The 26914-nt window shown below is 32.5% G+C and carries 32 protein-coding genes and 1 pseudogene; 17 read left to right on the plus strand and 16 right to left on the minus strand.

Annotation, left to right across the window (positions count from 1 at the left end):
- Positions 1 to 16: 16 nt before the first annotated feature.
- Positions 17 to 160 (plus strand): helix-turn-helix domain-containing protein, encoded by a 144-nt coding sequence (locus B9N79_RS23285; protein ID WP_081496073.1) that lies wholly within the window; start codon positions 17 to 19, stop codon positions 158 to 160.
- Positions 161 to 292: 132 nt separating this feature from the next.
- On the opposite strand, the gene B9N79_RS23290 is transcribed toward B9N79_RS23285, so the two are convergent.
- The 3 genes from B9N79_RS23290 to B9N79_RS26635 all read right to left on the minus strand — a co-directional run bounded on the left by B9N79_RS23290 (position 293) and on the right by B9N79_RS26635 (position 2460).
- On the minus strand, positions 293 to 745 hold the full coding sequence (locus B9N79_RS23290; protein WP_085119085.1) for a YbaN family protein: 453 nt from the start codon (positions 743 to 745) through the stop codon (positions 293 to 295).
- Positions 746 to 1069: 324 nt separating this feature from the next.
- Positions 1070 to 1948 carry an aldose 1-epimerase family protein gene (locus B9N79_RS23295; protein ID WP_040060123.1) on the minus strand — a complete coding sequence of 293 codons (879 nt, stop codon included), beginning with the start codon at positions 1946 to 1948 and terminating at the stop codon, positions 1070 to 1072.
- Between the two features lie 317 nt (positions 1949 to 2265).
- On the minus strand, positions 2266 to 2460 hold the full coding sequence (locus tag B9N79_RS26635) for a hypothetical protein (RefSeq protein WP_231573180.1): 195 nt from the start codon (positions 2458 to 2460) through the stop codon (positions 2266 to 2268).
- A 204-nt stretch (positions 2461 to 2664) separates the two neighbouring features.
- Between B9N79_RS26635 and B9N79_RS23300 the strand changes: the two genes are divergently transcribed.
- Positions 2665 to 3222 carry a L,D-transpeptidase gene (locus tag B9N79_RS23300; protein ID WP_085119087.1) on the plus strand — a complete coding sequence of 186 codons (558 nt, stop codon included), beginning with the start codon at positions 2665 to 2667 and terminating at the stop codon, positions 3220 to 3222.
- A 369-nt stretch (positions 3223 to 3591) separates the two neighbouring features.
- On the opposite strand, the gene B9N79_RS23305 is transcribed toward B9N79_RS23300, so the two are convergent.
- The gene (locus tag B9N79_RS23305) at positions 3592 to 3897 is read right to left on the minus strand and encodes a DUF5634 family protein (protein WP_085119090.1); all 306 of its coding nucleotides are present in this window, start codon (positions 3895 to 3897) and stop codon (positions 3592 to 3594) included.
- Between the two features lie 449 nt (positions 3898 to 4346).
- Between B9N79_RS23305 and B9N79_RS23310 the strand changes: the two genes are divergently transcribed.
- On the plus strand, positions 4347 to 5315 hold the full coding sequence (locus B9N79_RS23310; protein ID WP_019392441.1) for an NAD(P)-dependent alcohol dehydrogenase: 969 nt from the start codon (positions 4347 to 4349) through the stop codon (positions 5313 to 5315).
- A 340-nt stretch (positions 5316 to 5655) separates the two neighbouring features.
- Positions 5656 to 5811: a hypothetical protein gene (locus B9N79_RS26405; RefSeq protein ID WP_019392442.1), complete on the plus strand. Its 156-nt coding sequence runs from the start codon at positions 5656 to 5658 to the stop codon at positions 5809 to 5811.
- 127 nt (positions 5812 to 5938) lie between these two features.
- On the opposite strand, the gene B9N79_RS23315 is transcribed toward B9N79_RS26405, so the two are convergent.
- Both B9N79_RS23315 and B9N79_RS23320 read right to left on the minus strand, forming a co-directional pair.
- Positions 5939 to 6112, minus strand: a complete 174-nt coding sequence (locus tag B9N79_RS23315) for a DUF3934 family protein (protein ID WP_019392443.1) — start codon at positions 6110 to 6112, stop codon at positions 5939 to 5941.
- 275 nt (positions 6113 to 6387) lie between these two features.
- Positions 6388 to 6951: a hypothetical protein gene (locus tag B9N79_RS23320; protein ID WP_085119092.1), complete on the minus strand. Its 564-nt coding sequence runs from the start codon at positions 6949 to 6951 to the stop codon at positions 6388 to 6390.
- A gap of 302 nt (positions 6952 to 7253) precedes the next feature.
- Here B9N79_RS23320 and B9N79_RS23325 point away from each other — a divergent pair, with 302 nt between their 5' ends.
- From B9N79_RS23325 to B9N79_RS23340, 4 genes are all read left to right on the plus strand, one after another.
- Positions 7254 to 7916 carry a ParB N-terminal domain-containing protein gene (locus B9N79_RS23325; RefSeq protein WP_085119095.1) on the plus strand — a complete coding sequence of 221 codons (663 nt, stop codon included), beginning with the start codon at positions 7254 to 7256 and terminating at the stop codon, positions 7914 to 7916.
- Positions 7917 to 8665: 749 nt separating this feature from the next.
- On the plus strand, positions 8666 to 9985 hold the full coding sequence (locus B9N79_RS26410) for a pre-toxin TG domain-containing protein (protein ID WP_205635673.1): 1320 nt from the start codon (positions 8666 to 8668) through the stop codon (positions 9983 to 9985).
- A gap of 2 nt (positions 9986 to 9987) precedes the next feature.
- Complete coding sequence (locus B9N79_RS23335; protein WP_019390476.1) at positions 9988 to 10239, plus strand: hypothetical protein; 252 nt, start codon at positions 9988 to 9990, stop codon at positions 10237 to 10239.
- A 149-nt stretch (positions 10240 to 10388) separates the two neighbouring features.
- Positions 10389 to 10928: a DUF2247 family protein gene (locus B9N79_RS23340; RefSeq protein WP_085119097.1), complete on the plus strand. Its 540-nt coding sequence runs from the start codon at positions 10389 to 10391 to the stop codon at positions 10926 to 10928.
- Between the two features lie 346 nt (positions 10929 to 11274).
- On the opposite strand, the gene B9N79_RS23345 is transcribed toward B9N79_RS23340, so the two are convergent.
- The 3 genes from B9N79_RS23345 to B9N79_RS23360 form a co-directional block, all read right to left on the minus strand.
- Positions 11275 to 12099 carry an HNH endonuclease gene (locus B9N79_RS23345; RefSeq protein ID WP_085119100.1) on the minus strand — a complete coding sequence of 275 codons (825 nt, stop codon included), beginning with the start codon at positions 12097 to 12099 and terminating at the stop codon, positions 11275 to 11277.
- Complete coding sequence (mutT, locus tag B9N79_RS23350; protein ID WP_085119103.1) at positions 12096 to 12482, minus strand: 8-oxo-dGTP diphosphatase MutT; 387 nt, start codon at positions 12480 to 12482, stop codon at positions 12096 to 12098. Before mutT ends, B9N79_RS23345 begins: the two co-directional genes overlap by 4 nt.
- Before the next feature lie 366 nt (positions 12483 to 12848).
- Positions 12849 to 13700 carry a hypothetical protein gene (locus B9N79_RS23360; protein WP_085119108.1) on the minus strand — a complete coding sequence of 284 codons (852 nt, stop codon included), beginning with the start codon at positions 13698 to 13700 and terminating at the stop codon, positions 12849 to 12851.
- Positions 13701 to 14303: 603 nt separating this feature from the next.
- Here B9N79_RS23360 and B9N79_RS23365 point away from each other — a divergent pair.
- The 3 genes from B9N79_RS23365 to B9N79_RS23375 all read left to right on the plus strand — a co-directional run bounded on the left by B9N79_RS23365 (position 14304) and on the right by B9N79_RS23375 (position 17437).
- Positions 14304 to 15005, plus strand: coding sequence for a type II toxin-antitoxin system PemK/MazF family toxin (locus B9N79_RS23365; protein ID WP_094041328.1), 702 nt, complete (start codon positions 14304 to 14306; stop codon positions 15003 to 15005).
- A gap of 222 nt (positions 15006 to 15227) precedes the next feature.
- A complete protein-coding gene (locus B9N79_RS23370) occupies positions 15228 to 16415 on the plus strand; it encodes a hypothetical protein (protein ID WP_085119111.1) in 1188 nt (395 codons plus the stop codon).
- Entirely contained in the window at positions 16412 to 17437 is a 1026-nt protein-coding gene (locus B9N79_RS23375) for a hypothetical protein (RefSeq protein WP_085119114.1), read from the plus strand. Before B9N79_RS23370 ends, B9N79_RS23375 begins: the two co-directional genes overlap by 4 nt.
- 794 nt (positions 17438 to 18231) lie before the next feature.
- Here the strand turns inward: B9N79_RS23375 and B9N79_RS23380 are convergent.
- The 6 genes and pseudogenes from B9N79_RS23380 to B9N79_RS23405 all read right to left on the minus strand — a co-directional run bounded on the left by B9N79_RS23380 (position 18232) and on the right by B9N79_RS23405 (position 22200).
- Positions 18232 to 18546, minus strand: coding sequence for a hypothetical protein (locus B9N79_RS23380; RefSeq protein ID WP_085119116.1), 315 nt, complete (start codon positions 18544 to 18546; stop codon positions 18232 to 18234).
- Between the two features lie 238 nt (positions 18547 to 18784).
- The gene (locus B9N79_RS23385; RefSeq protein WP_085119119.1) at positions 18785 to 19264 is read right to left on the minus strand and encodes a DUF5392 family protein; all 480 of its coding nucleotides are present in this window, start codon (positions 19262 to 19264) and stop codon (positions 18785 to 18787) included.
- Positions 19265 to 19481: 217 nt separating this feature from the next.
- A pseudogene (locus tag B9N79_RS26640) lies at positions 19482 to 20001 on the minus strand (recombinase family protein).
- 390 nt (positions 20002 to 20391) lie between these two features.
- Positions 20392 to 20613: a hypothetical protein gene (locus tag B9N79_RS23395; RefSeq protein ID WP_085119121.1), complete on the minus strand. Its 222-nt coding sequence runs from the start codon at positions 20611 to 20613 to the stop codon at positions 20392 to 20394.
- A gap of 494 nt (positions 20614 to 21107) precedes the next feature.
- Positions 21108 to 21875 carry a VanZ family protein gene (locus tag B9N79_RS23400; RefSeq protein ID WP_085119123.1) on the minus strand — a complete coding sequence of 256 codons (768 nt, stop codon included), beginning with the start codon at positions 21873 to 21875 and terminating at the stop codon, positions 21108 to 21110.
- Positions 21862 to 22200, minus strand: a complete 339-nt coding sequence (locus tag B9N79_RS23405) for a PadR family transcriptional regulator (RefSeq protein ID WP_085119126.1) — start codon at positions 22198 to 22200, stop codon at positions 21862 to 21864. The genes B9N79_RS23400 and B9N79_RS23405 overlap by 14 nt, the downstream gene beginning before the upstream one ends.
- Before the next feature lie 400 nt (positions 22201 to 22600).
- Between B9N79_RS23405 and B9N79_RS23410 the strand changes: the two genes are divergently transcribed.
- The 6 genes from B9N79_RS23410 to B9N79_RS23435 all read left to right on the plus strand — a co-directional run bounded on the left by B9N79_RS23410 (position 22601) and on the right by B9N79_RS23435 (position 26643).
- Positions 22601 to 23389, plus strand: coding sequence for a hypothetical protein (locus B9N79_RS23410; protein ID WP_085119128.1), 789 nt, complete (start codon positions 22601 to 22603; stop codon positions 23387 to 23389).
- Entirely contained in the window at positions 23390 to 23854 is a 465-nt protein-coding gene (locus B9N79_RS23415; RefSeq protein WP_085119130.1) for a hypothetical protein, read from the plus strand. It abuts the gene before it with no gap.
- 64 nt (positions 23855 to 23918) lie between these two features.
- On the plus strand, positions 23919 to 24461 hold the full coding sequence (locus B9N79_RS23420; RefSeq protein WP_085119133.1) for a CBO0543 family protein: 543 nt from the start codon (positions 23919 to 23921) through the stop codon (positions 24459 to 24461).
- A 379-nt stretch (positions 24462 to 24840) separates the two neighbouring features.
- The gene (locus B9N79_RS23425; protein ID WP_240516720.1) at positions 24841 to 25164 is read left to right on the plus strand and encodes a hypothetical protein; all 324 of its coding nucleotides are present in this window, start codon (positions 24841 to 24843) and stop codon (positions 25162 to 25164) included.
- Between the two features lie 186 nt (positions 25165 to 25350).
- Entirely contained in the window at positions 25351 to 25608 is a 258-nt protein-coding gene (locus tag B9N79_RS23430) for a hypothetical protein (protein WP_085119135.1), read from the plus strand.
- A 177-nt stretch (positions 25609 to 25785) separates the two neighbouring features.
- Positions 25786 to 26643, plus strand: a complete 858-nt coding sequence (locus B9N79_RS23435; RefSeq protein WP_085119137.1) for an alpha/beta fold hydrolase — start codon at positions 25786 to 25788, stop codon at positions 26641 to 26643.
- A 28-nt stretch (positions 26644 to 26671) separates the two neighbouring features.
- Here B9N79_RS23435 and B9N79_RS23440 read toward each other — a convergent pair.
- A partial coding sequence (locus B9N79_RS23440; RefSeq protein WP_205635674.1) for a BCCT family transporter occupies positions 26672 to 26914 on the minus strand: 243 nt, incomplete at its 5' end.

Below are 26914 nucleotides of genomic sequence, written 5' to 3' on the forward strand. Positions count from 1 at the left end.
AGTAAATGTCGATGTAATGTTGGCGAAAAGGAAAATGAGCGTAACAGAACTTTCGGAGAGGGTTGGAATAACGATAGCTAATCTTTCTATATTGAAAAATGGAAAGACAAAAGCAATTCAGTTATCCACTTTAGAGACGGTTTGTAAGGATTTAGAGTGATAGCCTAGTGATATTTTAGAATACAAAAGTAATAAAAACATTCAAGAATAAAATCGTTATGATTTCAATTTAAGAAACGAGATGAATTTACTAAAATAAAAAGGAGAGCATTATAAAACTCTCCTGTACTTCTTATCCAAACTCTTTTATAATTTCATCTTTATTTGATTTAATAGTCTTGATTTTCTTTATAAAATAGTAATGTTTGTAGAGGGCAAGTACCACTAGAAGGATTTGAATTGGAAGTATGTTCACATAAAATATGGAAAAGAGGATAAAAGCATCGGCAATCAAGTTAATACGAACTTTTTCCTTACGTGTCATACCTGTTTTCTTATAAAATCTTTCAACATAGTTTTTATAAAATGAGGTACCTTGAAACCAATTTTCAATTCGTTTTGAACTTTTAGTAAAGCAAAAAGAAGCGAATAAAAGGAAGGGACCACCTGGTAGAACAGGAAGAATAATCCCTGCAATCCCAATCCCTAAGGCTATGAAGCCGAGAAGGAAAAATAGAATACTTTTTATATTTTTGATGATAATCACCTTACTTTTTATTAATCTGTAGGTCTCGCCAGTAAACATACACCTAATCTCATATTAGTATCGACACAGGTTCTAATGCAAGTATTATAGTTAGGAAATAGGGAAGTCTGGTTTTATGTGAATGACTAATTTCCGAAGCAGTTCTGAACCGTTATTGTTATGTAAGTATCGACTAAATTAACCAAAAAGCCGTGTTCAGAAAGTAGTAATTTTCGGAACACAGCCTTTTAGTAAAGTATTTGGTTTTGGCGTAAAAACTTCAACATATCTATAAGTAATCTCAAAAGGACATAACTAGTATGAAAAAGAAAACTTATTTAAAGAGAAACATTATCATAACTTAATGGCTGGGTGACAGTATGCCTACTTAAACTTCATCTCATACTCAGCCTGAAATGTTTTTCCAACCTCAAGCCTATTTACTCCAAATTTCTCCTTCATGTTTCCCGATGTATCATATGTGTCGGCAATGCCATACCAAGGCTCAATGCAAACAAATGGCGCCATAGTACTATCTGTCTCGATATATTTTGACCATATTCCCACAAATGGAAAACCATTAAATGATACTTCTACTCCATGACTTGATTTATTAGATGCCAGTATGATGTTACTAATATTACTGTAGATAACAGCGTCATTTTTAAATAGAGAAGCAGTAAGAGCAATTGAGGAAATATCGTTAGCAGTTCCGTTCTCATGGATAAGAGAATCTTTTAACTCATAATTAAGTACAGTCTTATTTGGGGCAGGAGTGAACTCTAGTCTGTAGTCCTCAATCGTTTCATTTTCCAAAAGTGGAAGCCTAAACGCAGGATGAGCACCAATAGAAAAATACATCTCTTCCTTACTATCATTTTCTATTTTCCAGCGAACAATAAGGGAGTCTTCGTTGAGTATATAATAAATAGTGGCTTTGAATTCGTAAGGATAAACATCTAGGAAACGTCCAGCAGACTTAAACACAAAAGAAACTTGTTCTGTTGTATGATCATCTACATCGAATTCAACGTCACGCAGGAAGCCATGTTGCGGCAACTCGTAAGTTTTACCATTGATTTGATACTGATCTCCCTTTAAACGTCCTACAATTGGAAATAAGACGGGAGATACGCGTCCCCAGTAGGCACTGTCCCCTGTCCACATATAGTCTAACTCATTTTTCTTATGTTCAACTTTACGCACTTCTGCCCCTTTATTTTCTATACCTACCTTCAACCAATCATTTTCAATTACAATCATCGTCTTATATCCCTCATCTCTCTGGTCTGGAATGTCTTATTCTCATTATACTGAAAGACTCCTCTGTAATAGATAAGAGTCCATAATTTATCTTAAATCGTATTAACCTTAAATGTCTACATATTAACAGATTTCGCAGATGCTTATTCGCAAACTATACAAGAAATTATGGAATAAAGGCCTCTTTGATAAGTTTCTTCTTATTATATATGGTTCTTGCTAAAAGTATCCTTATGTTCCTTTATCAATTTATAAAGGGTTGTCTTTTTACTATTTGCTTCTTTCATAGATTGAACAGTTGTAATCTCCTTGTTTATTCATCGATCATAAACTTCAATAAATTCTGGATTAACTTGTGCTTTAGGCTGTTCAAAAGATATACCACTTTTTAGTACAGCATCAATTCCTTTTCGCTGACGTTTCTGAATACAATCCCGATCCTCTTGGGCCATCCAAGAAAGGGTTTGGAGAACTAGGTCTGCAATAAAGGTTCCTAAACTATCCTTAAACACATATTAAGTTGAAAATGGAAGCTGAAAAATAAATCAGAGTGATGAGAAAGCATCTTCTCTTTATAGAGGGTGCTTTTTTGTCTCAGAATAATATAGATATTTTGTATAAATTGTGAAATGTGTGTAAAAATTTCCTGTAATGTTATAAAATATAATTAGAATTTACAGATTTTTTAAAACAAAGATAAAAGGGGAACAGTTGCTATGAAAAGTATACTCATTAAAACCATGACAGTTTTAGCTTTACTCGTATTTCTAATCGGTGGAATGGCGACCGGTAAAACGGAGGCAGCGAGTAACACGGCAAATCAGGATCTCATTATTATTAACAAGTACTATAATAAATTAGCGTATTACCATAATGGATACCTTGAAATGGTGGCACCCGTAGCAACAGGAAAGACGTGGGATAAAACACCGGTTGGATTTTTTAAAGTTGTTAATAAAATTAAGAATCGACCATATTACACAGGAAAGATTCCTGGGGGAGACCCTCGTAACCCATTAGGGAAACGTTGGTTAGGCATCAATGCCAATGGAACCTATGGTGATACGTATGGAATCCATGGAAATAACAATGAAAGCAGTATTGGAAAATATGTCAGCTTAGGCTGCGTTCGAATGCATAATGCGGATGTGGAGAAGCTCTATGACAAAGTTCAAGTGGGAACGCCCGTTAATATCACTTATTCTTATAGAAGTTTCCAAGAGTTAACGAAAATTTACGGGTATGACTTTAAAGGGTATAATACGAAGAACTAATGCAGGTAGGATCCACTCTTTTAAAGATTGGATCCTTTATATTACATAATAATCTTCTAGAATAGGGTGCGATTATTGAAAAAGAAGTAAGAGGTTGATACATATTTGTCATAGTTAATATGTACCAACCTCTATTTTATATGACTTTTTATGAATTAGGTCTTGATAATAAAATAAGCCACATATTATCTTTAACTAAGTTGGACACTGATGGTTTAACAAATTTATTGCAAAAGAGTTGCAACAAATAGGATGACAAGGCCAGTGAATGACGAGCAGCAAACATTGGGACTGTACAATTTACACTTTTAAAAATTTGTAGGTGAAGTGGTTTTCCTATGCGCTTCACCTACGTCATCTAAATAATCGTTAGTATATTTCGCGGAATACATGATCTAGATCTTCAAATTCTTTAAGATCTTTTTCCAGTGGATTGTCTGATTCTACCGTCCACTTACTATTAATTGGGGTTAACCCGCCATCATTATTTTTTTGAAAAGGCAGATGAATATGATGAGTTTCGCCATCTTTTCGGGTTGTATATCCAAGATAGTAGCAATCGTCTTGTCCTTCTTCTTCAAAAATACCGATATTTTCAATTCCATACATATTTAAATATGGTTGAAAGGATTGCTGTAATTCATTCATGATTTGTTCGCGAGATAGATAATCCACTAAAATTCTCCCTTTCAAATGGTTCTTTCCCTTAATATGTCATCTTTTCGTTTATTTAAACCCTGTTTTTTTCATAAAATAAAAGCGTTTTGCACTAAGTGTAAAATGACGATAGAGTTATTTAATTTTAAAAATTCAAACAAGCATAACCTCGTTCTACTTTTAGGGTAGGGGTGAAAATGTAGTTGTTTAATTTTTTGATATAAGATAATTTACTTTAATAAGAAACTTAACAATAAAGTCGTTCCATTAGCTTACGTACAATACTTCACATATTCCTCATTCTCTATGATTAAGAACAACCTTATTTTTATTACTCTAATATTTATTGAATTTTTTCATTCGTTATTTCGTATAAATAAATGTTTACATAATAACACTTCACTAACTTTCTTTTATAGTTCCTTTATTTATTTGTAAATACAATAAGAAAATTGGGGGAAGTTTTTATGAAAGCTATAGTTTGTAATAAATATGGTTCACCTGATGTTCTTGAATTAAAAAAGATAAAAAAACCTTTACCTACTGAGAATGAAATATTGGTAAAAGTTCATTCAGCATCCTTGAACTTTGGTAACTTGGTTCTTTTGAAAGGAAAACCCTTCTTAGCTCGTTTTGCTTTCGGACTAACGAGACCAAGATACTCCATACCAGGAGGTGACATAGCTGGTAAAGTTGAAGCTGTTGGTAAAGAAGTTAAGCTATTTCAAGTAGGGGATGAAGTTTTTGGTGACCTCTCTGGTTGTGGCTGGGGTGGTTTTGCTGAATATGTAACTGTCCCCGAACATGCTTTGGCCTTAAAACCAGCCAATATCTCCTTCGAGGAAGCTGCTGCGACACCTATGGCAGGTGTGACTGCCTTACAAGGACTACGTGATAAAGGTAAGATTAAATCGGGACAGAAAGTATTAATTTACGGGGCATCTGGTGGTGTCGGTACTTTTGCGGTACAAATTGCTAAATCATTTGGGGTTGAAGTAACAGGTGTATGTAGTACAAGAAATTTAGAAATATTGCATTCAATAGGAGCAGACCATATCATTGATTATACAAAAGAGGATTTCACAAAAAATGAAAAATGTTATGACTTGATTCTTGGTGTGAACGGTTCTAATTCCATATCAGCTTATAAACGTGTATTAAAACCAAATGGGAATTTCGTTCACGTGGGAGGTTCCGAATCCCAACTTTTTCAAGCATTAGTTCTTGGACCTTTTATTTCAATGACTGGAAGCAAGAAAATAAGTAACCTATTACAGAGAGCAAACCAAAAAGACCTGAATTATATAAAAGAATTACTTGATAATGGAAAAGTAAAACCGATAATTGATAAACGATATAAGTTAAATGAGGTAACTGAAGCATTCAAATATTTTCAGGAAGGTCACGCTCAAGGTAAAGTGGTAATTACTTTATAATTTAAAACTGACAATAAAATCCCCTAATTGTTCCTGCTTATGTAAAATAAACTTAATAAAATATACGAATAAATATGTGGCTATTCTTGTTCGGCTAACTTACTCGTTCGTATTATAAGGTCAGCCAGATAAGAAAATATATCCGGTTGATCTTTTTTTAGTTGCATAAAGAAAAAACTGCCTTAAAGACAGACAAATTTAAGCTAACGTACCTAGTATTTCAACAAAATCTAAATAATAAGTTACTAAAGACAAGAATTATTTTTAAATAAATAATACGTATTTTCCCTATACTTGCGCATATTAAAAACAACAATATTGAAAGCGAGATGAATATATATTGTCTAAACAAGGGATGCAAAACAAGGATCAAACGAGACAGCAAATCGAGAAACAGGATAAAAGAAATGATGTTGAACTAGGTAATGAATTCCAAATTGGAAACACAAGTTCACAGAGCTCCAAAAAAAGTGGACGTCAAGTAAATAAAAAATAACCTCGATTTTTCGGGGTTATTTTTTATTTTATGAAATCTAAACTTTCTGAAATAAATCCGCCAGTGCTGATTTTCAGCTAATACATTCGTTAGTTTATTAAGTAATGATATTTTGTAGCAACAGCCACTATTTTTCGAATGTATCGCCATTAATATTTGTCTCTGTACCATCAATATTTTTAACACCTTTACTTTTGTAGGGTTTGGCACTCTTTGTTTTTTTGGCACTAGCTTGCCAACGATTCCAGCCCTTCTTACCTGTTCCTCTGCCTGTTCCGCCTTTACCCTTAGCTTTACTCATAAAATCAACTCCATTATTCTTTTATGCTAAGTTAACTATCATTAGTTAGTCTTATCCTTTTACTTTGGTAAAAAACAAACATAATGAAATATAAGCATATAACAGTCAGATCTTATTTTGAACAATAAATAATTTTAAAAGTCGATTAAACAATGAAAAGCCTCTGTTAAAAGAGGCCGAACTTTGCATTTAGTGGAGGGAATACCCACGAAACAAAAGATAAATGCAAAATTCGATCCTGTTATGACGTATTTAATGTCCTCTTAAAGTAAACTTTAAGGATACCATGAAAGTTTGGTATCACTATCTAATGGTTGGGTTTTAATTTCGATACTTAAGTTATTGAACCATTTACTTAAAATGTCTTCCTTTGCTAGATTTGCATGGTTATCATCTTCCCAAATCACATGAGAAAACCAAGCTCCCGTCGCCCATTCAAATTGTAACTCAGCAAATGCAATCTTAGAGTGTTCAACTTCTGAAAAGTTATCATTTACTGAGGAAGCCACAGAAGATGCCTGCGGTAATAATTCATTTTCAATCTGCTCTTTTATAAAAGTATCTTCAAGTTGATTCCACATAACTAAACGGCCCTCTAATTGATAAAAAACATCAAAAGAAGGTTGTTCCCTCATATCGATTAAGACAAAAGCACGGTCAATGGAGTTATTAGTCACCTTAACTACATTTACAATAATATTTTGTGCCATTTCAACCCAGTAATCCATAGCTTCCTCTTCTGGTGACTCTACATACAATTCAGATTCAAGTTCGGAAACAGCAGCTTCCCCTTTATTGACATCTCCTACTTTCTTAAAAAAACGTTTGAAAAATCCCATTTAATGCATATCCTCCAATTCCATTAATACAAAGAAATATAAATTTATTTAGATGTTCTCTTAGCTACCTTGGAATGACAATACGTCCTAATTAATCAACTTTCTTCATAATTCTTGTACTTTTTAGTTTAAGAACACCTTTTTCTCTTTGTTTTCTTTATTGTAGCAAATACAGGGAAATATTAATAATATAGTAAATTAATAGTAAAATCTCTTTTTTCTGTTGTTTTTTGAATCTTACCTCTGTTCAATGGCATATAAGGGTATATATACTAGACATATAGAAAGAAGGAGGGAGAACGATGGCTCATAAAATTAGTGTAACTGGCTGTCCGACTAGCTCAATTCAAGACTATGGGAAGTACTTGGCTTTTGATATGGAGGAAAAGGGAAGTCCCAATGCACCAAAAGGGATTCCATTTAAAAGTAATCCGATTACCTATACCGTTGTAGTGAGTCAAAAACAATTTAACAAATTAAATATAACCCAAGAGGAATTTTCTCAACGACGCTTCCTTGTGCAAGGGGAGCCTTGTTTGGATATTCCGTTTGAACAATGTACAGGTGAGATTGGCGTTATCTGTATGCAGATACAAGAAATTGAGGATAAAGGAAAAGAGAAGGAACAACCGAAACAAACACCGAAAAAGGGTTCAAGGGCTAAGAAACAAGAGGTAGGTAAATCTCAGGAAGAAAGTAAACAAGGGAAAGAGAAAAAGCAGATTCTTGTTCCAAAAGGGACGAGGGACTGGATGTCTTTAGAGGAAATTAAGGTTCCAGAAACCTTTCTTCAATTTACACCAGGAATAGCGAAACAAAAGGCCGTAGAAGAAAGTATTGAGCAGAATGGAACGGTGGATAAACCAATTATTATCGATCCGGAAACCCATGAGCTCCTAGACAGTTATAGTCGTTATTTTGTGGCCAAGAAAAAGAATTTAGATCGTGTTCCTGTACATTATTAAAGGGAATTTCTATATTTATGGAGTGCATAAACTCATTGGTTTGTATGCATCCTGTTTGTGTAGGGGAAGTCGAGAAAGATTGCTAACTCAAGGATGCATAAAAAACTGTATGAGTAAGAAAAAAGGAAAAGTCCAGATGCCTTGTAAGATAAAGGTTCTGGGCTTTTTTAACTTCTTCTAAAATGTATTATGTAAACTAAAATTGCATGAAGTATACATGACTTTATATTTTGTTCAATCTGTAATCGTTGGAACTATAATCCATTTGAATCGTACTTATTAGTGTAATAGAAAGGAGTGGTATGAATGGAGAATATTAAAGATGAATCAACTGAAACTAAAGGAAAATATGTTCCATATGTTTTGTTTGGAGGTGCAATTGGAGCTGTATTAGGATTGGTTACTTATATGAAGGACTGGTTGTAATAGTTAAAGTTAAAAAAAGAAGCCTTATGATAGTTATAAGGCTTCTTTTTTTAGTGCCTATAACATTCATTATGTTAACTAACTCTGGATATCATATATATACTGAAAAAGAGAGATTAAAAGGTATATATTTCCTAAAAATGAACCAGTTATACTATTTTATGGAAGTTTCTTTTAATTATATATTCCTTACTAAAAATCATATACCAATAATAAACATATAAACTTTATATATGAATATTTTACTATATTTTATAAACTAATTAATCCCTACCAAATCATTATCCTATCTCATGTAAAATAAGAAAGGATAGAAGACGGGAATGGAGGAATTCAGTACAATTGTGGATATAAAGGCAAATTTTAAAGACCTCGAACAATTAGCACAAAAAACGATGCAAGCTAAATCTAAGATTGATGTTATTCCTGGACAGCTTAGTTATTCTTTATCCGGTGCTTTATCGGAACTAAGTGGTGTATGGACAGGGGAATTAGAAGCCCTTCAACAGGAACTAGAAAGTGATATGAGGAAGTATTCAGAAGGATTAGGGGAAACCATTCAACATATTCAAAAGACTGCTCAAGGCTTAAAGGAAATGGATATGGTAATGAACGCTATCCTTATGCCTTCCAATATAGTATTACATGGCTTATCTAAATTCGGATTTGACGTTACTTCTAAACGATTTATTTCTTATCAAGGGAGAATCACACCTGCTACTAGTCAATTAATGGCCAGATATAAGAAAGGTGGATTGTATTCTTATGATATACTGTTCCCTAAGCCGAAGAAGATAAAAGTTAAGGATAACTATGAAGCAGAAATCTTAGAGGCGGTTAAAAATCATAAGCAGCCTAGCCCTGATGCCTTGCTATGGGGAATGGGAGTAGCTCAAGATAAAAACATTAAAGATCCAATGAAGCGACAATTTCTTGATACAAAGTTAACCAATGGACAAGTAGCTTCTTTTGTAGGCGACTTTCTTCCCTTTTATGGTAACTTGAAAGCCGCCGATGAAGCCCGTACTGGAAAACAATACTTTACGGAAAAGAAATTAGATGCAACAGACCGCGCTATCGCGACTGCTAGTGTTATTGGCGCTGGATATACTAAGGTTATAGGAAATGGCACTAAAATGATTCTCAAAGGTAAACTATTAAGCGAACAGACCCACTTAAAGTGGAATAAGAAAACCAGTGAGGTAAAGCAGCATACGCCTAAAAAAACTAATGGTATGGGGCCTGCTCAGACTGGTGGTAGGGAACTTTCAATTGATGAATATCTAAAGCAACTTGACAAAGCAGATGAGATGTACGAATCTTTTAGAAAATCCAAAACTGATGTTCCGGCTATTGCTAAAAATACAGGAATGACCGAGGAGAGGGTACAAAGAATTAAGGATCATTTATTTATCAAAGAGCACGTAAAAGAACATGGGGTTGGACGCTTTGATCCAGATTATGCAATTGGACAAGCTTGGGAAAGGCTCCAAAAAGGAACTTACAAGAAAAATGATATTGATTTATTAAATCATGAACTTTTTGAATCAAAATTTGAAGGAATATTTAAAACGGACTATAGGACGGCACATGATAAAACAGTAGAATCTGGGCGTCCATGGTATCCACCAGAGGAGGAATAAAATTGGCTTCATACGTTCTATTATTAAAGGAATATGAAAATGATGAAACTGTGGTTTACAAATTTGGACCTAATGAAGAGGTTATGGGTAAAATTGAGTTAAATAAAGTAACTAGGAAGTTTTCAGAGTTAGAAAGTTTACCAGATCAAAATATCCCCTCTAAGTTTTATTTTGATCGAGCTGCTCAAAAATTGGCGGTTTGCTTGGTAAGAGAAGGTGGTGTATTTCCAGAAAAAACAGCTTTCGAGTCTTAGTAGTTATGGAAGAGACCTTGATTGGCATAAGCCTTTCAGGGTTTTTTTGTTGATTTGTGTAATTGAAAAATATCATATTTGAGTAATAATCCATTAGGGTAAGCAGAATTAGAAATAACATCAAAGATTATAAGATTAAGGTGGTTTAAATGGATATTTGTGTAGATACCTTCAAGCAAAACAAAATAAAGTATGATTGGAGAACACTATATATGGGATTAGAACTTGATTTAATAAAATATAGTGATATAACTAATTATGCAGTTGAATTTTTAACTGACCGTCCAGAAACTGAAAATCAGTATGTTATTCAGCTAGCTTGGGGTGGGGATGATGTTGATTACAAGAGTTTACTAGTAAATATATTAAAGGAGTTACATATTAATGATTTGAACCTAGACGCGAATGGTTGGCAATTTGAAAAAAGAAAATGGAGATTCGGTATACTGGCTTGTTTAAAAATAAAACATCAAGATGATTTTGAGAAGTTATTAAACAGAATTGCTGGGGTTTATGCTGATTTTAATTATCCGGAGGATATGGATAGCTTTATTAATTATTTACCTCCAAAAGCCGACTTTGATCTTTCAAAATACTCAAGGGAAGAGAATGTACTTAGGTTGATAAACTTGTTTAATGACTTTCTAAACAAGGAACACCAATATTTACAAAGTGATATTAACTTTTAGGTTTTTGACCTTGATTAGTAAAATGCTAATCAAGTTTTTTATAATAATTCTGGTGCAAAAACTTTAAAATAATTGTAATTAATCACTCAATCTCGAACGTACTGATACTATTACTCTAAAATAAGTTTAATACTATCCCAAAAACCATGGTTTTTGAGACATGCCTACAATCAATTAAATTTCATCTTAACCAGGCCTTATTTCTGTCTCAAAACTTGTATTAAAATCTATGTGTCATAAATGTATGTTTTTGATGTACTTGAAAAAGGATGTTTGTTGGGCAAACAAGATTATATAAAGAAACGAAAAGAGCAAACTCTAACGATAGGGAGTTTGCTCTTTTTATTTAGCTTTTAGATGCAACTACTTTTAACTTTTCTACATCCTTTTTTGCATTTAAAGAATGCATTCTGCGATGACAGTTAGGACACAACGCAACCGTATTCTCAATCGTATCTTCTCCACCTTTAGATAACCATTCAATGTGATGGGTTTCTAAATAGGGATCACCCTTCTTAGTATGAAACGGAGCAGGTTCTTCGCATAATTGACACATCCCATTTGCTCTTCTTTTGGCATACTCTGAAACATACACATCTCTTTCATATCCCTTCGTAACAACCATTCGAGAACCAGGTTTATGAGAAGCACGTGAAGCTCTTTTCATTAACTCGTCTTGTGTCAGCTTTTTTGCTTTTCTCTCTTGAATCCTCTCTCTGGATTCAAAAAATTCTGTTGGAATCACTATCTCATTGTGTTCGTTCTTTAAACTTAAAGGAAACACCCAAACAAGTCGAAGCTCGTTGTTTCTGTCGAGTTGTTCCTCCTGATAAGGATTACCTGACAAGTAAACCTCACCTTGGAAAACATATTGATTCTGCGTAAATACTTCAAATAAATAAACAGTCACATTCGTATGAGTTGATTGATATAGCTTCTTGTTTTGACTATAATCTAAACTTTGATTTCCTACTTGCCCCATCCCTGTATAGTGAAACACATTGTTAATCCAACGATCATCATACAAAGACTTCGTATGATCAGAAATGAGAACTAAGGCATTGGTACGGTGTGAAAATCTCATTCCTCCTGCCATTGCACACTTAAATGTATTCATTAGTTCCTGATTTGTTAAAACCTCAGAGGGTTGTAATCCATGCTCGAAGCTCATATATTCTCTCTCTCCAGTCTTTTTACTATGGGAATATCAGCAGGAGCAAAATCAAACCTTGCTAAATCTTTTATAGCGATCCATTTTATGTCATCATGAACAACTGCTGTGACCTTACCATTCATGACCGCCGCCCAATAGAATAATAGATGAATAACCTGATCTTTAGAGCCATATACATTATCGTCATAAAAAGAACCAATTTCTACATCTATTCTTAACTCTTCTCTTATCTCCCTTACTAGACATTCCTCAGGTGTTTCACCAGGTTCCAACTTGCCGCCAGGGAACTCCCACTTACCTGCTAAATGATCTTTTGAATTTCTTTGAGCAATTAATATTTGATCTCTGTATTTTATGATTGCCGCAACAACTTTTTTCATAAAAACACCTTCTTTAGTATTCTGTGTGCTGTTCCTTTATTTTATCTAAATAAAGCCTTTACTCTCAATGGAAGGTGGCTTTTTCATTCCTATAAAAATATAAAAAGAGGAAAGTTTTTATGAAGAACATTATTGTGAAATCAATGACCGTTTTACCATTACTAATGGTGACATTATGTGGAGAAAGACAGAAGCAGATTTTTGTTCCAAGAAGACCCAGAGACTTTCCTTCAATTCACACCAGGAATAAAGATGTTTATTCCTTGAAAAGGTTCTATACAGAAAACCACGATTTTATAAATTGATAGCTTAGCCTTTATTGTACTCGTCTTTTAATTATTATTCATATAGAAAAGCTCAGATACCTTACTTAACCACTGGTTTTTGCACTTTTAAACCACCTTTAATATGGATGGATTTAAGTACAATCTGTTTATCTAAAGAAGATTTTAATTCAATAATGCGATAATTAGGGGTTAGGACCTTCTTGCTTAAATCTACTGGCGCTACTAATACATTATCTCCACTTTGAATAATAACAGCTAAATTCACCGATTTATTATTTATTATCAAGTAGTTCTCCCTCTGGGCTGCTTGCGTTTGTCCATGTCGATAAAAAATAAATAAAACTATGACTATTGAAGGTATTAAAATGGTAGATTTCCAACGTTTATCGGTTTTAACAAAAATGATAAATTTAAGCAAGGGCTTCTTAATGGGGTTTACAATATTCCTATACAAAACTGATTTATTCCCTAATAGCCAATCTAAAATTCCAATAATGCCAATTAGTATATATATAGTCCAAGATGCAGTATCAGAAATTTCCTTGTTAAATGTGTACCACAACAAACCAAGGCTAGCATAGGAAGTAAAAAACATCTTAACAAAAAACTGATATACGAAACCCTCATCCCTTAAGCTGGAAAATATAATCTTGATAAATGAATATAATGCAATAAATGCTGTTATGAGAAAAAATATAGAAATAAAGGAATTGGCGATATAATAAATTTCTATATTATTTAGCATTAAATCATGTATTCCATAATAAAAGAGATAACCCTGTTTAAAGGCAAAGCCTAAGAGATAGGTTAGTCCCGTTAAAATTAAAACGACTACTGAGGCATCCTTTAAAGATGAATATATAGGGACCTCTTCCTCCTGTTTTATATTAGGTCTATTTCTTTTGAAATATCTTCTATAGGGTATACTCACATACTTTCAACTCCTGTTTTCCCCTTATTGTACCAAAAAATTGGTTGGGGCTGGGATAATGGCCAATTATTTTATCAATCTCATTAGTATGAAAAATATGAAGTTATCTGGTTATAAAATGTAGAATTGTATAGATGAAGAAGGTTTTGAACGTTGTAGGGGGGATATCCATAAGATTCGCAATTAAATAATTTCAATAGACCAGGCAGAGGGAGTTGGTAAGCGTTATTATATTAAATTAACAAAGGGTTTTGTAGCAAAAGGGATGAACTTTCTTAAAAGGATAGCTTTTTGAGAAGCAGGTCTTCCTAGATTTGAAAGTGCTTTATAAAGATCTTTAATTTAGTAGAATGTGGTCCAAGGTAATGTAGCTTAGGTAAAAAAGAGCAAATCCCCTTCTTTTTAAAGGGTTCAAGCTTTTTTGATAACTCGTGTGACATGTTGCTGGATATAGGGAAAATTTTAAAAATAAATACATATTCTATATTCTATATGTAATTTAAACATCTCTTCTATAGCTTGAATTATATTCCTGGTCATCTTATTATTATTTATAATAGATAAGTTTTGAATTTTTTCATATTTAAGGTAGGGGAGATCAATTTGCTAATATATAACTATAAAAAGAGATTAAAAGATCTAAGAGGAATATCAACTGGTGATATTCCAAAAATGCATCATGATATAAACATAGTAAAAGACACTAATTCATTATTATCAGAATTATTTAATGTCATTATGGCAAAAGATCAAAAGTACGGAAGCCGTTGGCTAATCGGTCTTGAAAGATATGTGCAGGATCAAAAGAAAAGCATAGAACGTCGCTTCACAAGAAACTTGTCTAGAGGACATATAATTGAAGTGGAGCTTTTTGGGCACTTTAATAAGGAATTAACATTTTTACACCCTGCAGTAGTATTATATGATAATAACAGAGGGCAATTATTAGTAGCTCCTATCTCTTCTACTAAATATAATGATAATGACCCCTTACATATTGATGTAGATTCATCTGACGGACTTCATCATGGTAGTGGTATTTGTTTAGAGGCTATTCGTGGGGTGGATAAAAACAGGGTACTATATCAATATGACTATAAAGGTAGGAAGGCAAAGGTAAGAACAGAAGTATTAGACAAAATTGATTTGACAATTATGGAATATTTCTTACCTACTACCTTTAAACAGTTTAAAAAATTAGAAGATGAACTAGATAAAGAACGGAAAAAAGTTATTGATTTAGAAGAAGAAAATGAATTTTTAAGAAAACAATTGGATAAAGAGACAGTTCCTTTTGCAGAATAAATATAAAATTCTTGCATGATAGATGGAATATGTAGTATATTTAGCATAGATAATATACTATGTTGTGCCTTAGCGCACCGCGCGACTGAGCGCATTCGATGTTGGGAACATTGAGTCTGAGCACTCCGCGCAATTGAGCGCATAGTTCCCGAAAAGACCCTCTTCATGTTTTCATGAGGAGGGTCTTTTTTTGTATGAAATAAATATGAAGGAAGTGTAAGTTTGAATACTAATTGGAAAAATAGAGAAAGTATCTTTTCATACCTAGATGAATATTCCCATAATACTAAAGAACAAATTGATAGTTTAAAAGTAAAAAATACACTTTTAAAATCTTATGTATTTGAAACATTTGATGAAAATTTATATAACAATGGAAAGATACATAGAGAAGAAACCAGTATAAATACTTTATTTACTGATACTAAACACTCAGTGGAGCAAATTGATGAAGAACTCTTTATTCTACACGAGCATGATAAACCCATAGGCTTTATTGAACAAATAAATTCACGTTTTAGTACGCTTTATACTACTGAGCCATCCAAATTTTCGGATCGCCTAACTCTATCGTACGTAAAGAATTCTACAATTTTAGATTCTTTATGGATATCTGGAAAAATGTTTGATAAATTTCTAAATGATATAACCTCCTATCATCATTCCCAGCGTTTTACTAGAATGAAATTTGAATTTAATGCTATGTTTGAACAAGATCATCTTGAGAATAATGGAATACAGGAGCACAAGGTATCCTCTGTATCATTAGTAGAGGAATTAGGAGGGATTGTAGAAAAACTAGATGGCGTAAGGCAATATTTCTCTTCTTTCTATTCTGTCGGAAGTTTACGTTTTCCTAGTAATGTGGGGAGAGGTGGTCACGATGTCTATCAAAATGGAAAATTCACTAACCGTTCTGATAGTTTTACTGACCACCGAGTGCAATTGAGAGAAGTTGTTAAGGTATATCAAGAAATGACCGAAAGATTAGAAAAAAAAGTTTGGATAGAAGCTAACGAAATAAACAATAATCTAAATGGTACCTCATTTAAAGCTAGTCCTGTGACAATAAAATTTAATAAACCTTTAAGATGTCATGTATTTAACAATTTTGTAGAAAGTACTTTTCCAAAGGGAAGGGAACCATTTAAGATTTATGGAGAAATAAAAAGATTTAGTGAGGAACACGTACATATTTATGGAGTTGATCTTCATTTGTGGCAAAATGTCATGTTGGACCTTAGTACAACGGAGTTTATACTATTTTTACCTAAGGGAACATGTGGAAACACTATCCATAGATTAGTAACTAATATTCAAAGGTTCTTGGACCCGGAAATCAATGTCTATATTGGAGATATACCTTATGAAAGGATTTTGGATGAAGTAATTGGGGGACAATCATCATGAGACCAGAACTGACTCCGTTATTTCAATTGAATTTATTAGTCCATCTAAGTCTACCTTATCCTGAGGGTACAAACTTATATCCTTACTTTTATAAGAAAGGGTACACAATAAATCAAATAGAGAAGAGTATTCCAGTTGAACCTAGAAGTGTTAAGAGATTTAAAGAAAACTTTGAACCTAAAAAATTAGTAACGCCAGAAGTTATATTATATAACGAAGAAAGAAAAGAATATTTACTAATTGAATGTAAGGTGCAAAATTTTCATGTAGATTGGAGCCATCATGGGACAAAACAAGCAGCAGGATATATGAGTTTAACTCCAAACTATTTAAAAGAGGTTTTTGCCCTTGAAAATAAATCAGAAATTGATACAAAGGTGATATATGGAGTAAAGCAAAATGATGAACAAGAGATGTTTCATACACTTCAATCTATTAGCAAGACAGTAAAAGAAGTTTTAGGACATGTTATAGAGCATGATACTTTTGGAATTGGTATTAGTCATGAAGGTGTACATTTAACAGTTAGGGAAAATGGGATGTTAAAACGGATTAAGGTTTTGAATGAAAAAGTATTATTTGGGAATAATCCTTTAATCTATATGATTCCCGTTGATATAAATGGACAATTAGAAAAAGAAAATAAAGAGATATTACAAGTTCAAGTTCGTAATGCTCTAAGAGGTATTATAGGTAAGAATATAGGGCCACAGCAATTTTCTTTTAGTAGCACTTTAGTATGTGAGAAGATTAATCCCGTATGGGAAAAACTCCCTTCTAAATTTAAAAAGAAAATGAAACGTTGGGTACATGATTATGTACGAGAGATTATAGATCAAATTATTCCAATGGGTATAGATATAAGTATAAATCAACAAAATTATTTTTTTGAAAGTGTAGATGAAAAAGGAATGAAAACGGTTCGTACATTTCTACTTTCAGAAAGGTTTTTAGAGACTGGCCAGAATACTTTTAATGACGATGAACAAATAACTATTGATGAATTCCTGGATACTATATAAGAGAAACTAGGTTTCTTAATAACGAACTTATATAGGAAAGGAGCCCTCTAATTTTAATTAGGGTTACTTTTCAATATTTTCCTTGCTGTCTGATAATTAATAAACTGTATTTTGTTGTAGAAGGAAAAAAGACTTTAATATGAAAATTAAACTTTTACCCTTATTACTTCTCATACCTCTTAATTTTACATTTTATATATTCATATTTATATTTTTTGATTTTTATGTTAAAATAAAGTTTCTAATTTAGTAAGAAATGTTGTGAATTAATCAAGATTTAAAACCTCGTCAGATTTGTATTTCAGGGTACTTTATATAGTTGCTAGCCACAACTAACAGATTCTAATAACAGTATCTATCAATGGAAAACAACAAATTGATAATAAGGGAGGTATAAAATCTAGATGAAATGTATGGACTCTAATAGTTCGCAAAATTACTTTTTTCATGTTCGCGCGAATATAAATTATGCTCGGGTCCAAGTCAGGATAATTTAATTCTATAATTTTATGAACGATTATGATCTATAATTTGCAACACTATAGGTAACAAGATGGGTAACAAACTATAATATTAAATTTAAAATTTTGTATGAAAAAAAGAGAAGTGTCAGGCCCGCCAGCCTGCACTTCTCTTTTTTTCTTTCTATACCATAATCACCGTAAACAAAAGAAAAAAGTATTGCCTATCCCGCATACTAATAATTTTCTAAAGACATTTAGATGTGTGGATCCAGGACAGCCTATCCTTTCTCCAACTTAATGTTTAGGGCTCAAATGACTGAAATGTTTGGGTTAAGATTGCATGGAATCAATTGCAAATTTAATTATTGCTTTTGAGAAGTATACTAATTGTTCTGAATTCAACTGACCAGTCATTCCTAGAAAGCCCAATATTAAAACCAAGCTAAGTAAGATTGATGTAAAAATAACCTTTTGAAATCCGGTTCCGAAGTCTGATAGAGCCCTTGAAAACTGTATAAAAAGTTCCAGTTTCCCCTTAGTATTTTCTCTTTTTGCCCTTGATCGTCTTTCAACTCTCGTAAGCTTTTCATTGCTAATCTGTTGCTTATTTTCTAATTTAGTCGTACTTTGTTTATCATTAATCAACATAATTCCCCCTCGTATATTCAGGATATATACGGAACAGGAGGAACTTTCTTCACACCTGATTATATATTACCATTTTACTAATAAATTATCTTTATTTTTTGTCTTTTAGTATAATATAATCGGGAATTATTATTAAAATGAGTGAAATAAAGCTTATCATCTATATAAAAGTTGACATTCTGTATTTTTAATAAAAAGTACTTAAAAACAATATATCTAGGCAAATGAAGCATTATTATTTATCAAGTCGTTCCTTTGTTATTTCTTCCATTATAAAACGACTAAACTCAAAAAGAGGATCTTCCTTTTTATCCTCAATAAATTTCAAGAAATTTTCTTTGCGATTTTCATTTAAGATATTACTATTCTTAATTCTATTCAAGATATATTGTTTGCGTTTTTTCTTTCCTTCTCTCACCTTACGAAATACTTCAACTGTGCAAGCTAGGGAAAAACAAAGTACTATCCAAGGTATAAAGGAAACCCATGATGGTGAATTAAATGAAAATAGTATAGGTTGTGCTGCTATAGTGATAGGAAGCGCTATCCATCCAGTTTTCCCAAGTCGCTCATATTTCTTTTTATCCTTAACTATATCAGCGTCATTCTCTCGAAGTTGACTAATTTCATCCTGATACTTCTTATTTTCCTCTTCTGTGAATTCGGGAAAGGAATTAAACTTATCAAGTATCGCTTCCAACTCTCTTACGTTCATTTTATTCTCCTTATAATAGCTAGTTTTATAAAATTTACAAATTAAGGGATTAGTTAGCTTTATTCTCTTCATAGGCAATGAATATGGGTGATTTTAGTTTATTTCCATTAAATGTATTATGATACCTTTTATTTTCATTAACCGAATCTAAAAGTTTAATCTGACAATTTTTATTACTATAAATTAAATTATACATTATTTCTGATTAAGAGTATCTTTATGTGCCTTTGCCAGTTCTATAAAAATCTGTCCTTTTAATATTGGCTTCTTTCATAGCCTGCACAGCTGTGAACTCCCTATTTATCCATTAATTATGAATCTCTACAAATTTTAGTTAACCTGAGCCTTAGGCTGTCCAAACGATATACCATTTTTCAATGCAGCATCAATGCTTTCGCGCTGACGGTTCCGAATACAATCTCTTTCCTCTTCTGCCATCCACGAAGAATTTGCAAGACTAAATCTGCAATAAAAGTTCCCAAACTATCCTTATACTGAGTGGTACCCAACAACGGCATATCCAAGACCACGATGCCTGTCTCAACTTCTTTTGTAATTAAATTACGTTATTTTGAAATTTATTCCTTATTACACCCAAAGCGATCTAGAGAATGAATATAAAGAATATCATCTTTACAAATTATCCGTTTCATCAACTGATAATGTTCCTAATTGAATTTTTTTCTATGTTGCTTACCAATGAAAATGTTACAAGGCTAAATTCCATATTGACCCATTTGGTGAAGTTGACGACCTTCATTTTGATCTTGGTTACTTACTCATATGTATCCAAATTTTGTATTTTGTATTTATTTACTTTTTTGCATCTATATAACTATTATCCTGTCAGAAATGTCCGTAAAAGTGCTTGTGTTTTAGAGGACGTTCGTAATTTGATTTTAAACTTAAACGAACACAGGAAAGGCTAGATTTCTTATCAAAAAGAAATATCCGTAAAAGTAAACTTTTATGAACGTCCACTTTACGAACTTTTTGCTTGTGTTCACTTTTTATGGATTTAAAAGGAGATTAATGGATAGGGGAGCTATGCTCGCTCATAATAGAGAAAAAGCGCCAACTTGTTTTTATTAAACAGGTTGGCGCTTTTTTACTACTTGGAACATGTTTTATCTTTTTTCTTTTAAATAATTGTTATAAGCCATTTCCACTTTATTTGGTTTTGGAGATGTTTTTGAAATTCTTTGTCTTATATCTTCCAATAAATATAGTCCTCTAAGTAAGCAGCCTACTATAATTCCAAAGGCAACGATCCCTCCAATTAAAGGTCCAAAAAGAAATAAAAGATAACCAACAATGGTTGATAAAATGATAAGCAATAATAAATACATAGTAACCCCCACTTTAACCTTACAAAAAAGGATGTATTTAGTAACAAATGAGGTGTAAGTATATCGCAAATCGTACCCTTTGAGAAGCCGAAGTAACAAAGTTCCTAGTTTATTTACATTCAAAGGAATATTGGCTGGTAATCGGATTATGTATTTCTAATATGACTTCACCGTCGTTTTCATAACAGTGTGAGCTGAAGTTTTGTATCTCTTTACTGTTAAAATAATGATAACAATTAATTAGAATGGAAGTTACAAATAATAAGATAAATATAATAACAAATATTTCTTTAAATCTTCTTTGAATAACGGATTTAATTTTTTATTCTCCTTCACTGTTATTTTAGTTTGTATTAACTAATATGTAGTATAATACCATAACTGAAGATACTATAACCTGTTTACTTCTCCATAACTATCTAGAATGCGTTTTATGTAAACATAAGATAAATAAAAAAAGGAATTGCCATTTACACAATTCCTTTTTATCTATTCTATACTGTCTTTAAAGTGCGATTTTCCCTCTTGTTTACATAGACTTTCTTGGTTAAATTCCAAATCAAGTAACCTATACAAACACCCATCATATTTAAAATAATATCGTCAATATCAAAAACCCCTGTTAATGAAAGAAATTGTATGATTTCAATACCTAGAATAGGGGTAATAAATAGAAGAAAACCTGTCTTAAAATAAGCAGCTCTCTTAAAGAGTAAAGGAGCAAGAAAACCAAATGGAATAAAAGGAATTACATTTCCTATAGTATTGGAATACCAAGTATGAATTGAACTATAGTGATCAAAGTTTGTTACATACATCATAATAGTTTTAAAAGGAATAAGATTAAGATTAGAGTGGAGGTAATAATCAATACCTATGATTTTTATAGTAGAAAAGTTAGCCTGTATATCAGTCGTTGCGCCTGCATAATCAAACCCGTTGAAGTAAAGAACCCGATCATTAATTAGAAAAAACCAGACAATACTTGCAGCATAGGGAATAAAAACACCCCAGAAAATAAAGGGTATATACTTTTGAAAGGGTAGTTCTGTTTTATATATTTCGTGACCTAGCTGATTAGGTTCTCCAAAGCTTTTTATGGCTATTTGTACGGCCTCTTCCTCAGTTAATCCTTGCTCCATATATTCTTTTTTTAAATTTGTTAAATGATCATGTAATTCCAAATACAATTCTCCCTGCTCAATAGCCGATAGTTTTGATTCCTTAAGAATAGCTTCAATATATGTATCAAATTCCTTCATGACGCACTCCTTTTCGGCAGGTATTAATTAAGGAAGTAATTTTATCCCAAGCATTTAACTTTTGTTGTAAAACAGATCTTCCTTGTGTCATAATGCGATAATATTTTCGTTTCATTCCGGTATCTGTTTCACACCAATAAGATTCAATATATTCTCTTTGCTCTAAACGTCTTAGCGCTGGATAGAGTGTCCCTTGGCTCATAGAATACCAGTCGTCACTCTCCTTTTTTAGTTTTTGTATAATCTCATATCCGTAAGTATCATGTTCTGAAATGATGGAAAGAAGTAAAATATCTATACTTCCTTTTAATAACTCTTTATCCATTTTTATCACCTTTACACATTGTAACACGACATATGTTGCTTTACAATGTATAAAGGTGATAAGGTATTAAGAAATAAAACCAAATCATCCGTAAAATTATAAATAACTGTATGAAAAGAAAAAGCGTAAACCCCTTGTCACTCAAAGGGCTTACGCTTTTTTACTTCCTAGAACGTATCTTATGTTAACTAGTTTATCTCAAATGTCCAGTAGTAAAAAAGAATTCTTTACTACGGATAAACAAAGGTTTTTGAAATATTAGGATATTATTTCATATTCTAAATTTTACTTTCTCCCTAATAAAATAAAAGTTAATCTACAAGAATACTAGAATGAAAGTATGGCCATACTAATCATAATTAGAATTCTGATCAACAAATGGAAGAAGGGAGGGGAAACAATGAAAAATTTCCAGAATACTAATAAATTCCGCCGTTATAGAGCTGATGTAAACTCCTTTGGCGTAGTCACCATTCACAGAAGAAATCCTTATATCATAACTCTATGGTCCGTAGCTTTCCCTGGTTTTGGACACCTTCTACTAGAAAAATATTTAAGGGGAATGTTACTCGTTTTATGGGAGGTTTTCATAAACCAACAAACTCACCTTAATTTAGCCATGGTCTATTCATTTACAGGCCAAATTGAGGCGGCTAAGGCTGTTTTAGATATAAGATTATTGTATTTGTATATTCCCATTTATCTCTTTGCCATTTGGGACAGTCATCGAACAGCTGTAGAGTTAAATAAACTTTATATACTTGCAGATGGAGAAAATGCTCCATTCAATAGTTTTACCATTAATCCAGCCGGCGTGAACTATTTAGAAAAGCGAAATCCTTTAATCGCTACTTTATGGGCTTTCACCATTCCTAGCATGGGGCAACTTTATCTTAATAGAATTATACTAGCCTTTTTTACTCTTACATGGACCGTTATTTTTGTTTATTATTCACACTTTCTAGAGGGGATTCATTATCTCATTATTGGAAATGTTGAAAAATCAAAACAAGTACTTGAAGCACAATGGCTATTATACATCCCCTCCTACTACTTTTTTACCGTTTACGATGCTTATACCAATACAGTTGAAAATAATAAATTATTTAAAAAAGAACAGAGACGGTATCTAGAAACTCATTACCAATCTTCACATTTTAAAATCATAACAGGACAGAAGGTGAAATAATTGCAAATCTTTGCGACATTTGAGCATTCAACATTTCTTGAAATGGTTATAAGTCAACTCGAGGAGAAGGGCATTCAGAATATATTTGCCGTTCCTTTAGATAGTCGTGCCGAGGAAAGAAAGCTATTTGATACCCTCCATCGATCAGATGGTGTCTCCTTAACTCAGACTGGTTTATTTCTTGCTGTGATTTTTTCAACCATTGGGGCAAGTAGAGGGTTTGTATTAGATTGGGGTCCTATCTATTGGGGGTTAATTGGTGCAGGATTTGGTTTCTTTCTTGGTTTTCTATTTGACCTTATTTTTCAGAAGAGACGTATGAAAAAAGAGAAAATCTTAAAAGGAAGAGTATCAGAAGTTATTTTAATTGTTGAGTGTGAAGAGAGTCAAAACGAACAAGTGGAAAAACTACTTTGGGATAATCTAGCTCTAGGGGTTGCAAAAATTAAAGGAGAAACGTCCTGATCGTGCGGATTTAACGCTTAAAAAGTATCTTCGGAGGATGTGTAGTGAGGGGGGACAGAGTATCATGAAATATTCTTCCTATGATGAAATAGAAGGTATCCGCAGGCAATTAAAAGAGGTTGGATATCAAAATTGGATTCAGAGTGACCTATTCACCTGGCAATGGTGGTTGCTACTTATAGCTGCTATTTTCCCCTGGATTACATGGGGTTATCTCATTAAAAGAGAAAATCGTCTACAGGTATTTGCATTTGCTATGTTGATGGGTATCATTTCCTGTGTTTTAGATATAATCGGGACGGCAATGTTGTGGTGGGAATACCCCACTAAATTAATTTTTACGACACCACCTTTATTTCCTGCTGACTTGACGGTCATCCCGGTTATGTTCAGTTTAGCTTATTACTATGGGAAGACCTGGACGAGATACATTCTATATATTATTATCGTTTCATTTTTATTTTCTTACGTTATTGAACCCCTGTTTATATGGATAGATATATATGAGCAAAATAAACTTCCTCACTGGCTTTCTTTTTTTGGTTTTACCTTGGTTTCTTTAGTAGTTAGATGGATTTTAGAAAGAATGTTGCTTATGAGAAAATAATGATTAAAGAAAAAACACCTAAAGGGATGGTTAGGTGTTTTTATATATGACTATAATCAACATTATGGTAACTAATTGATATTAAATTTCCTGTAATACAATATACCTTTTGCTTAGCATTAGCAAAGGGTTTTTACATACGTAGGATATGTTAGTAGTCTGAACCGTTTTCTAGAATTATACACTATGTAGGTTAAGCTTTGATGAAGTACAGATAAGAGTAATTCTTGAATATAAGAAGCAATTATCATGAGTATATTAGTTGCTGTAACCAAAATAAACATATATAAATTATTGCATTCATCTTCCTGTCTGTGAAACAGTTATTCAAATGGTTCGTATAATTTTAATAAAGTCTAATGAGATAGGATGTGTTTTTTTGGAGACTAAACTTCAACCAAATCAAAACGTTGAAATTAAATCAAAAAAAGAGGTTAATTTAAGAAAATTATTAAATATAATAGGATTCCTCATTTTTGGAGGGTTAGCATTAACCATTATCACAAATCCTCCACATTCTACATACGAAATTAAAGAGTTTTTACTTTTTATTGTGGGGAGTACTTTTATATATTATGTTTTAGTGAATCTATATTTCATAGGTAAGTTATGGAGAAAAGTGGTTTATGCAATCCTAATTATAATGGGTGGTATGAATATTTTTATAATTTTTTACCTTTCAACTGGTTCAATTACACATTAAACCAATCATTTAAGTAACAAAATATTATTTAGTCAAGGAATAGAACTCCCAATAAAAAGTAAAAAGCATAAATTTGTTGATCAACGGATTTATGCTTTTTACTTTTTTGAATGGATTTTATGTAACTTTCATATAGTCTGTACGTATAATAACTATTCTTTGGATGAAGTTGGAGGTGATATTTTCATGTTATATGAAGGCTCTCTCTTACTCATTATTGCTTTTTTAGTCATGTATATCTTAACTTTACAAAAAAAAGTGAGAAAACTTCAAGAGGAACGGTTTGTAGAGTTGCAGACAACGAGAGATGGGCATTTGGAAAGACAAATTTTTAATATGTCTAAAGAAGGGAAAACACGTATTCAAATTATAAAATTTGTTAGAGAGGAAACCTCTTTAGATGTAGTTAATGCGAGACTATATGTGAATCACATATTAGATTAATTAATAGAGATAAATCGTTGAGAGCTTATGGAATTTCAAAAAACAACAAGCAGATTTAAGGATGCTTGTTTTATCTTCTTATAAGACCGACTTCCATAAGCTTTATGTAAACTGATTTTGTATAAGGGATGCTAATAGATAACATGTTAAGTAAATAAAGGACGTTGGTGAGTTTTCTTGAATCGAGAAGTAAATACTATTACGGTTGATGATAGGATTATTGAATATTCAGTGATAGGAAATGGGGTACCTATCCTCATGTTTCATGGTGGGCATTCCAATTGTTATGAAGAATTAGGATATGCAGACCTTGTTAAAGAAGGTTTTTCTTTGATTACTCCCTCTAGACCGGGATATGGGCGTACTTCTAAAGAGATTGCGGATAGTCTGTCCACGACTTCTAAGTTTTATGCGAGATTATTAGATCATTTGGGCATCGACAAAATTCATATCCTTGCTGTGTCTGCCGGTGGTCCTAGTGGAATTAGTTTTGCAGCTCATTTTCCTGAACGAACTTTAAGCCTAACCTTACAAAGTGCGGTAACAAAAGAATGGCTGACTAAAAAAGACAAGGAATATAAAGCTGCACAAGTCATATTCCATCCTTCTTTTGAGCAATTAACATGGAAGTTAATTGCTTGTCTCAATAACTATTTTCCTACTTTTACATTTAAACGCTTCATTCCTTCGTTTAGTAAGCTTTCTTCTAGCGATGTGATGCTTCAAATTGATAAGGAGAGTATTGAATCTGTACGTAGAATGAATAACCATTATCGTTCACGACATGGGTTTCTTATTGATCTCATACAAGTCAATAAACTTTCCCCTACTACGTTACAGGCTGTTACCTGTCCGACTTTAATTATGCATAGTAAGAATGATAATGCTGTACCTTTGGAACATGCGCATTTTGCACATAGCCAAATTAATCAATCGGAGCTTTGTTTACTTGATTCTTGGGGGCATCTCATTTGGCTAGGAGATAAAGCAAAAGAAGTAAATAAAAAAGTAGTATCGTTCCTTAATAAGGAATGATACTACTTTTTTTAATTCGTTAAAACTTTTATTTTCGTTTTTTCAACTTTCCAATACCAAATTCTTTTGCTTCTTTGTTAAGAGCTTTAAGTAGACTAAACGTCATTAAGGCCATAACAATCGAAAAAGGAAGGGCTGCAATAATCATGGTGTTTTGAAGAGCCTGCAGTCCCCCCGAATAGAGAAGAACAAGAGCTATAGTTGTAAGTAATATTCCCCAAAGGACCTTTACACTGTTACTAGGGTTTTGAGACCCATTCGTTGTCATCAT

The organism is Priestia filamentosa, from assembly GCF_900177535.1.
In the GTDB taxonomy this organism is placed as follows: Bacteria; Bacillota; Bacilli; order Bacillales; family Bacillaceae_H; genus Bacillus_I; species Bacillus_I filamentosa.

What these genes read in the sequence shown, in the direction of transcription:
- B9N79_RS23285 (WP_081496073.1), top strand. Translation starts at nt 17, where the DNA reads ATGTTGGCGAAAAGGAAAATGAGCGTAACAGAACTTTCGGAGAGGGTT.
- B9N79_RS23290 (WP_085119085.1), bottom strand. Translation starts at nt 745, where the DNA reads ATGTTTACTGGCGAGACCTACAGATTAATAAAAAGTAAGGTGATTATC.
- B9N79_RS23295 (WP_040060123.1), bottom strand. Translation starts at nt 1,948, where the DNA reads ATGATTGTAATTGAAAATGATTGGTTGAAGGTAGGTATAGAAAATAAA.
- B9N79_RS23300 (WP_085119087.1), top strand. Translation starts at nt 2,665, where the DNA reads ATGAAAAGTATACTCATTAAAACCATGACAGTTTTAGCTTTACTCGTA.
- B9N79_RS23310 (WP_019392441.1), top strand. Translation starts at nt 4,347, where the DNA reads ATGAAAGCTATAGTTTGTAATAAATATGGTTCACCTGATGTTCTTGAA.
- B9N79_RS23315 (WP_019392443.1), bottom strand. Translation starts at nt 6,112, where the DNA reads ATGAGTAAAGCTAAGGGTAAAGGCGGAACAGGCAGAGGAACAGGTAAG.
- B9N79_RS23320 (WP_085119092.1), bottom strand. Translation starts at nt 6,951, where the DNA reads ATGGGATTTTTCAAACGTTTTTTTAAGAAAGTAGGAGATGTCAATAAA.
- B9N79_RS23325 (WP_085119095.1), top strand. Translation starts at nt 7,254, where the DNA reads ATGGCTCATAAAATTAGTGTAACTGGCTGTCCGACTAGCTCAATTCAA.
- B9N79_RS26410 (WP_205635673.1), top strand. Translation starts at nt 8,666, where the DNA reads ATGGAGGAATTCAGTACAATTGTGGATATAAAGGCAAATTTTAAAGAC.
- B9N79_RS23340 (WP_085119097.1), top strand. Translation starts at nt 10,389, where the DNA reads ATGGATATTTGTGTAGATACCTTCAAGCAAAACAAAATAAAGTATGAT.
- B9N79_RS23345 (WP_085119100.1), bottom strand. Translation starts at nt 12,099, where the DNA reads ATGAGCTTCGAGCATGGATTACAACCCTCTGAGGTTTTAACAAATCAG.
- mutT (WP_085119103.1), bottom strand. Translation starts at nt 12,482, where the DNA reads ATGAAAAAAGTTGTTGCGGCAATCATAAAATACAGAGATCAAATATTA.
- B9N79_RS23375 (WP_085119114.1), top strand. Translation starts at nt 16,412, where the DNA reads ATGAGACCAGAACTGACTCCGTTATTTCAATTGAATTTATTAGTCCAT.
- B9N79_RS23385 (WP_085119119.1), bottom strand. Translation starts at nt 19,264, where the DNA reads ATGAACGTAAGAGAGTTGGAAGCGATACTTGATAAGTTTAATTCCTTT.
- B9N79_RS23395 (WP_085119121.1), bottom strand. Translation starts at nt 20,613, where the DNA reads ATGTATTTATTATTGCTTATCATTTTATCAACCATTGTTGGTTATCTT.
- B9N79_RS23400 (WP_085119123.1), bottom strand. Translation starts at nt 21,875, where the DNA reads ATGAAGGAATTTGATACATATATTGAAGCTATTCTTAAGGAATCAAAA.
- B9N79_RS23405 (WP_085119126.1), bottom strand. Translation starts at nt 22,200, where the DNA reads ATGGATAAAGAGTTATTAAAAGGAAGTATAGATATTTTACTTCTTTCC.
- B9N79_RS23410 (WP_085119128.1), top strand. Translation starts at nt 22,601, where the DNA reads ATGAAAAATTTCCAGAATACTAATAAATTCCGCCGTTATAGAGCTGAT.
- B9N79_RS23420 (WP_085119133.1), top strand. Translation starts at nt 23,919, where the DNA reads ATGAAATATTCTTCCTATGATGAAATAGAAGGTATCCGCAGGCAATTA.
- B9N79_RS23430 (WP_085119135.1), top strand. Translation starts at nt 25,351, where the DNA reads ATGTTATATGAAGGCTCTCTCTTACTCATTATTGCTTTTTTAGTCATG.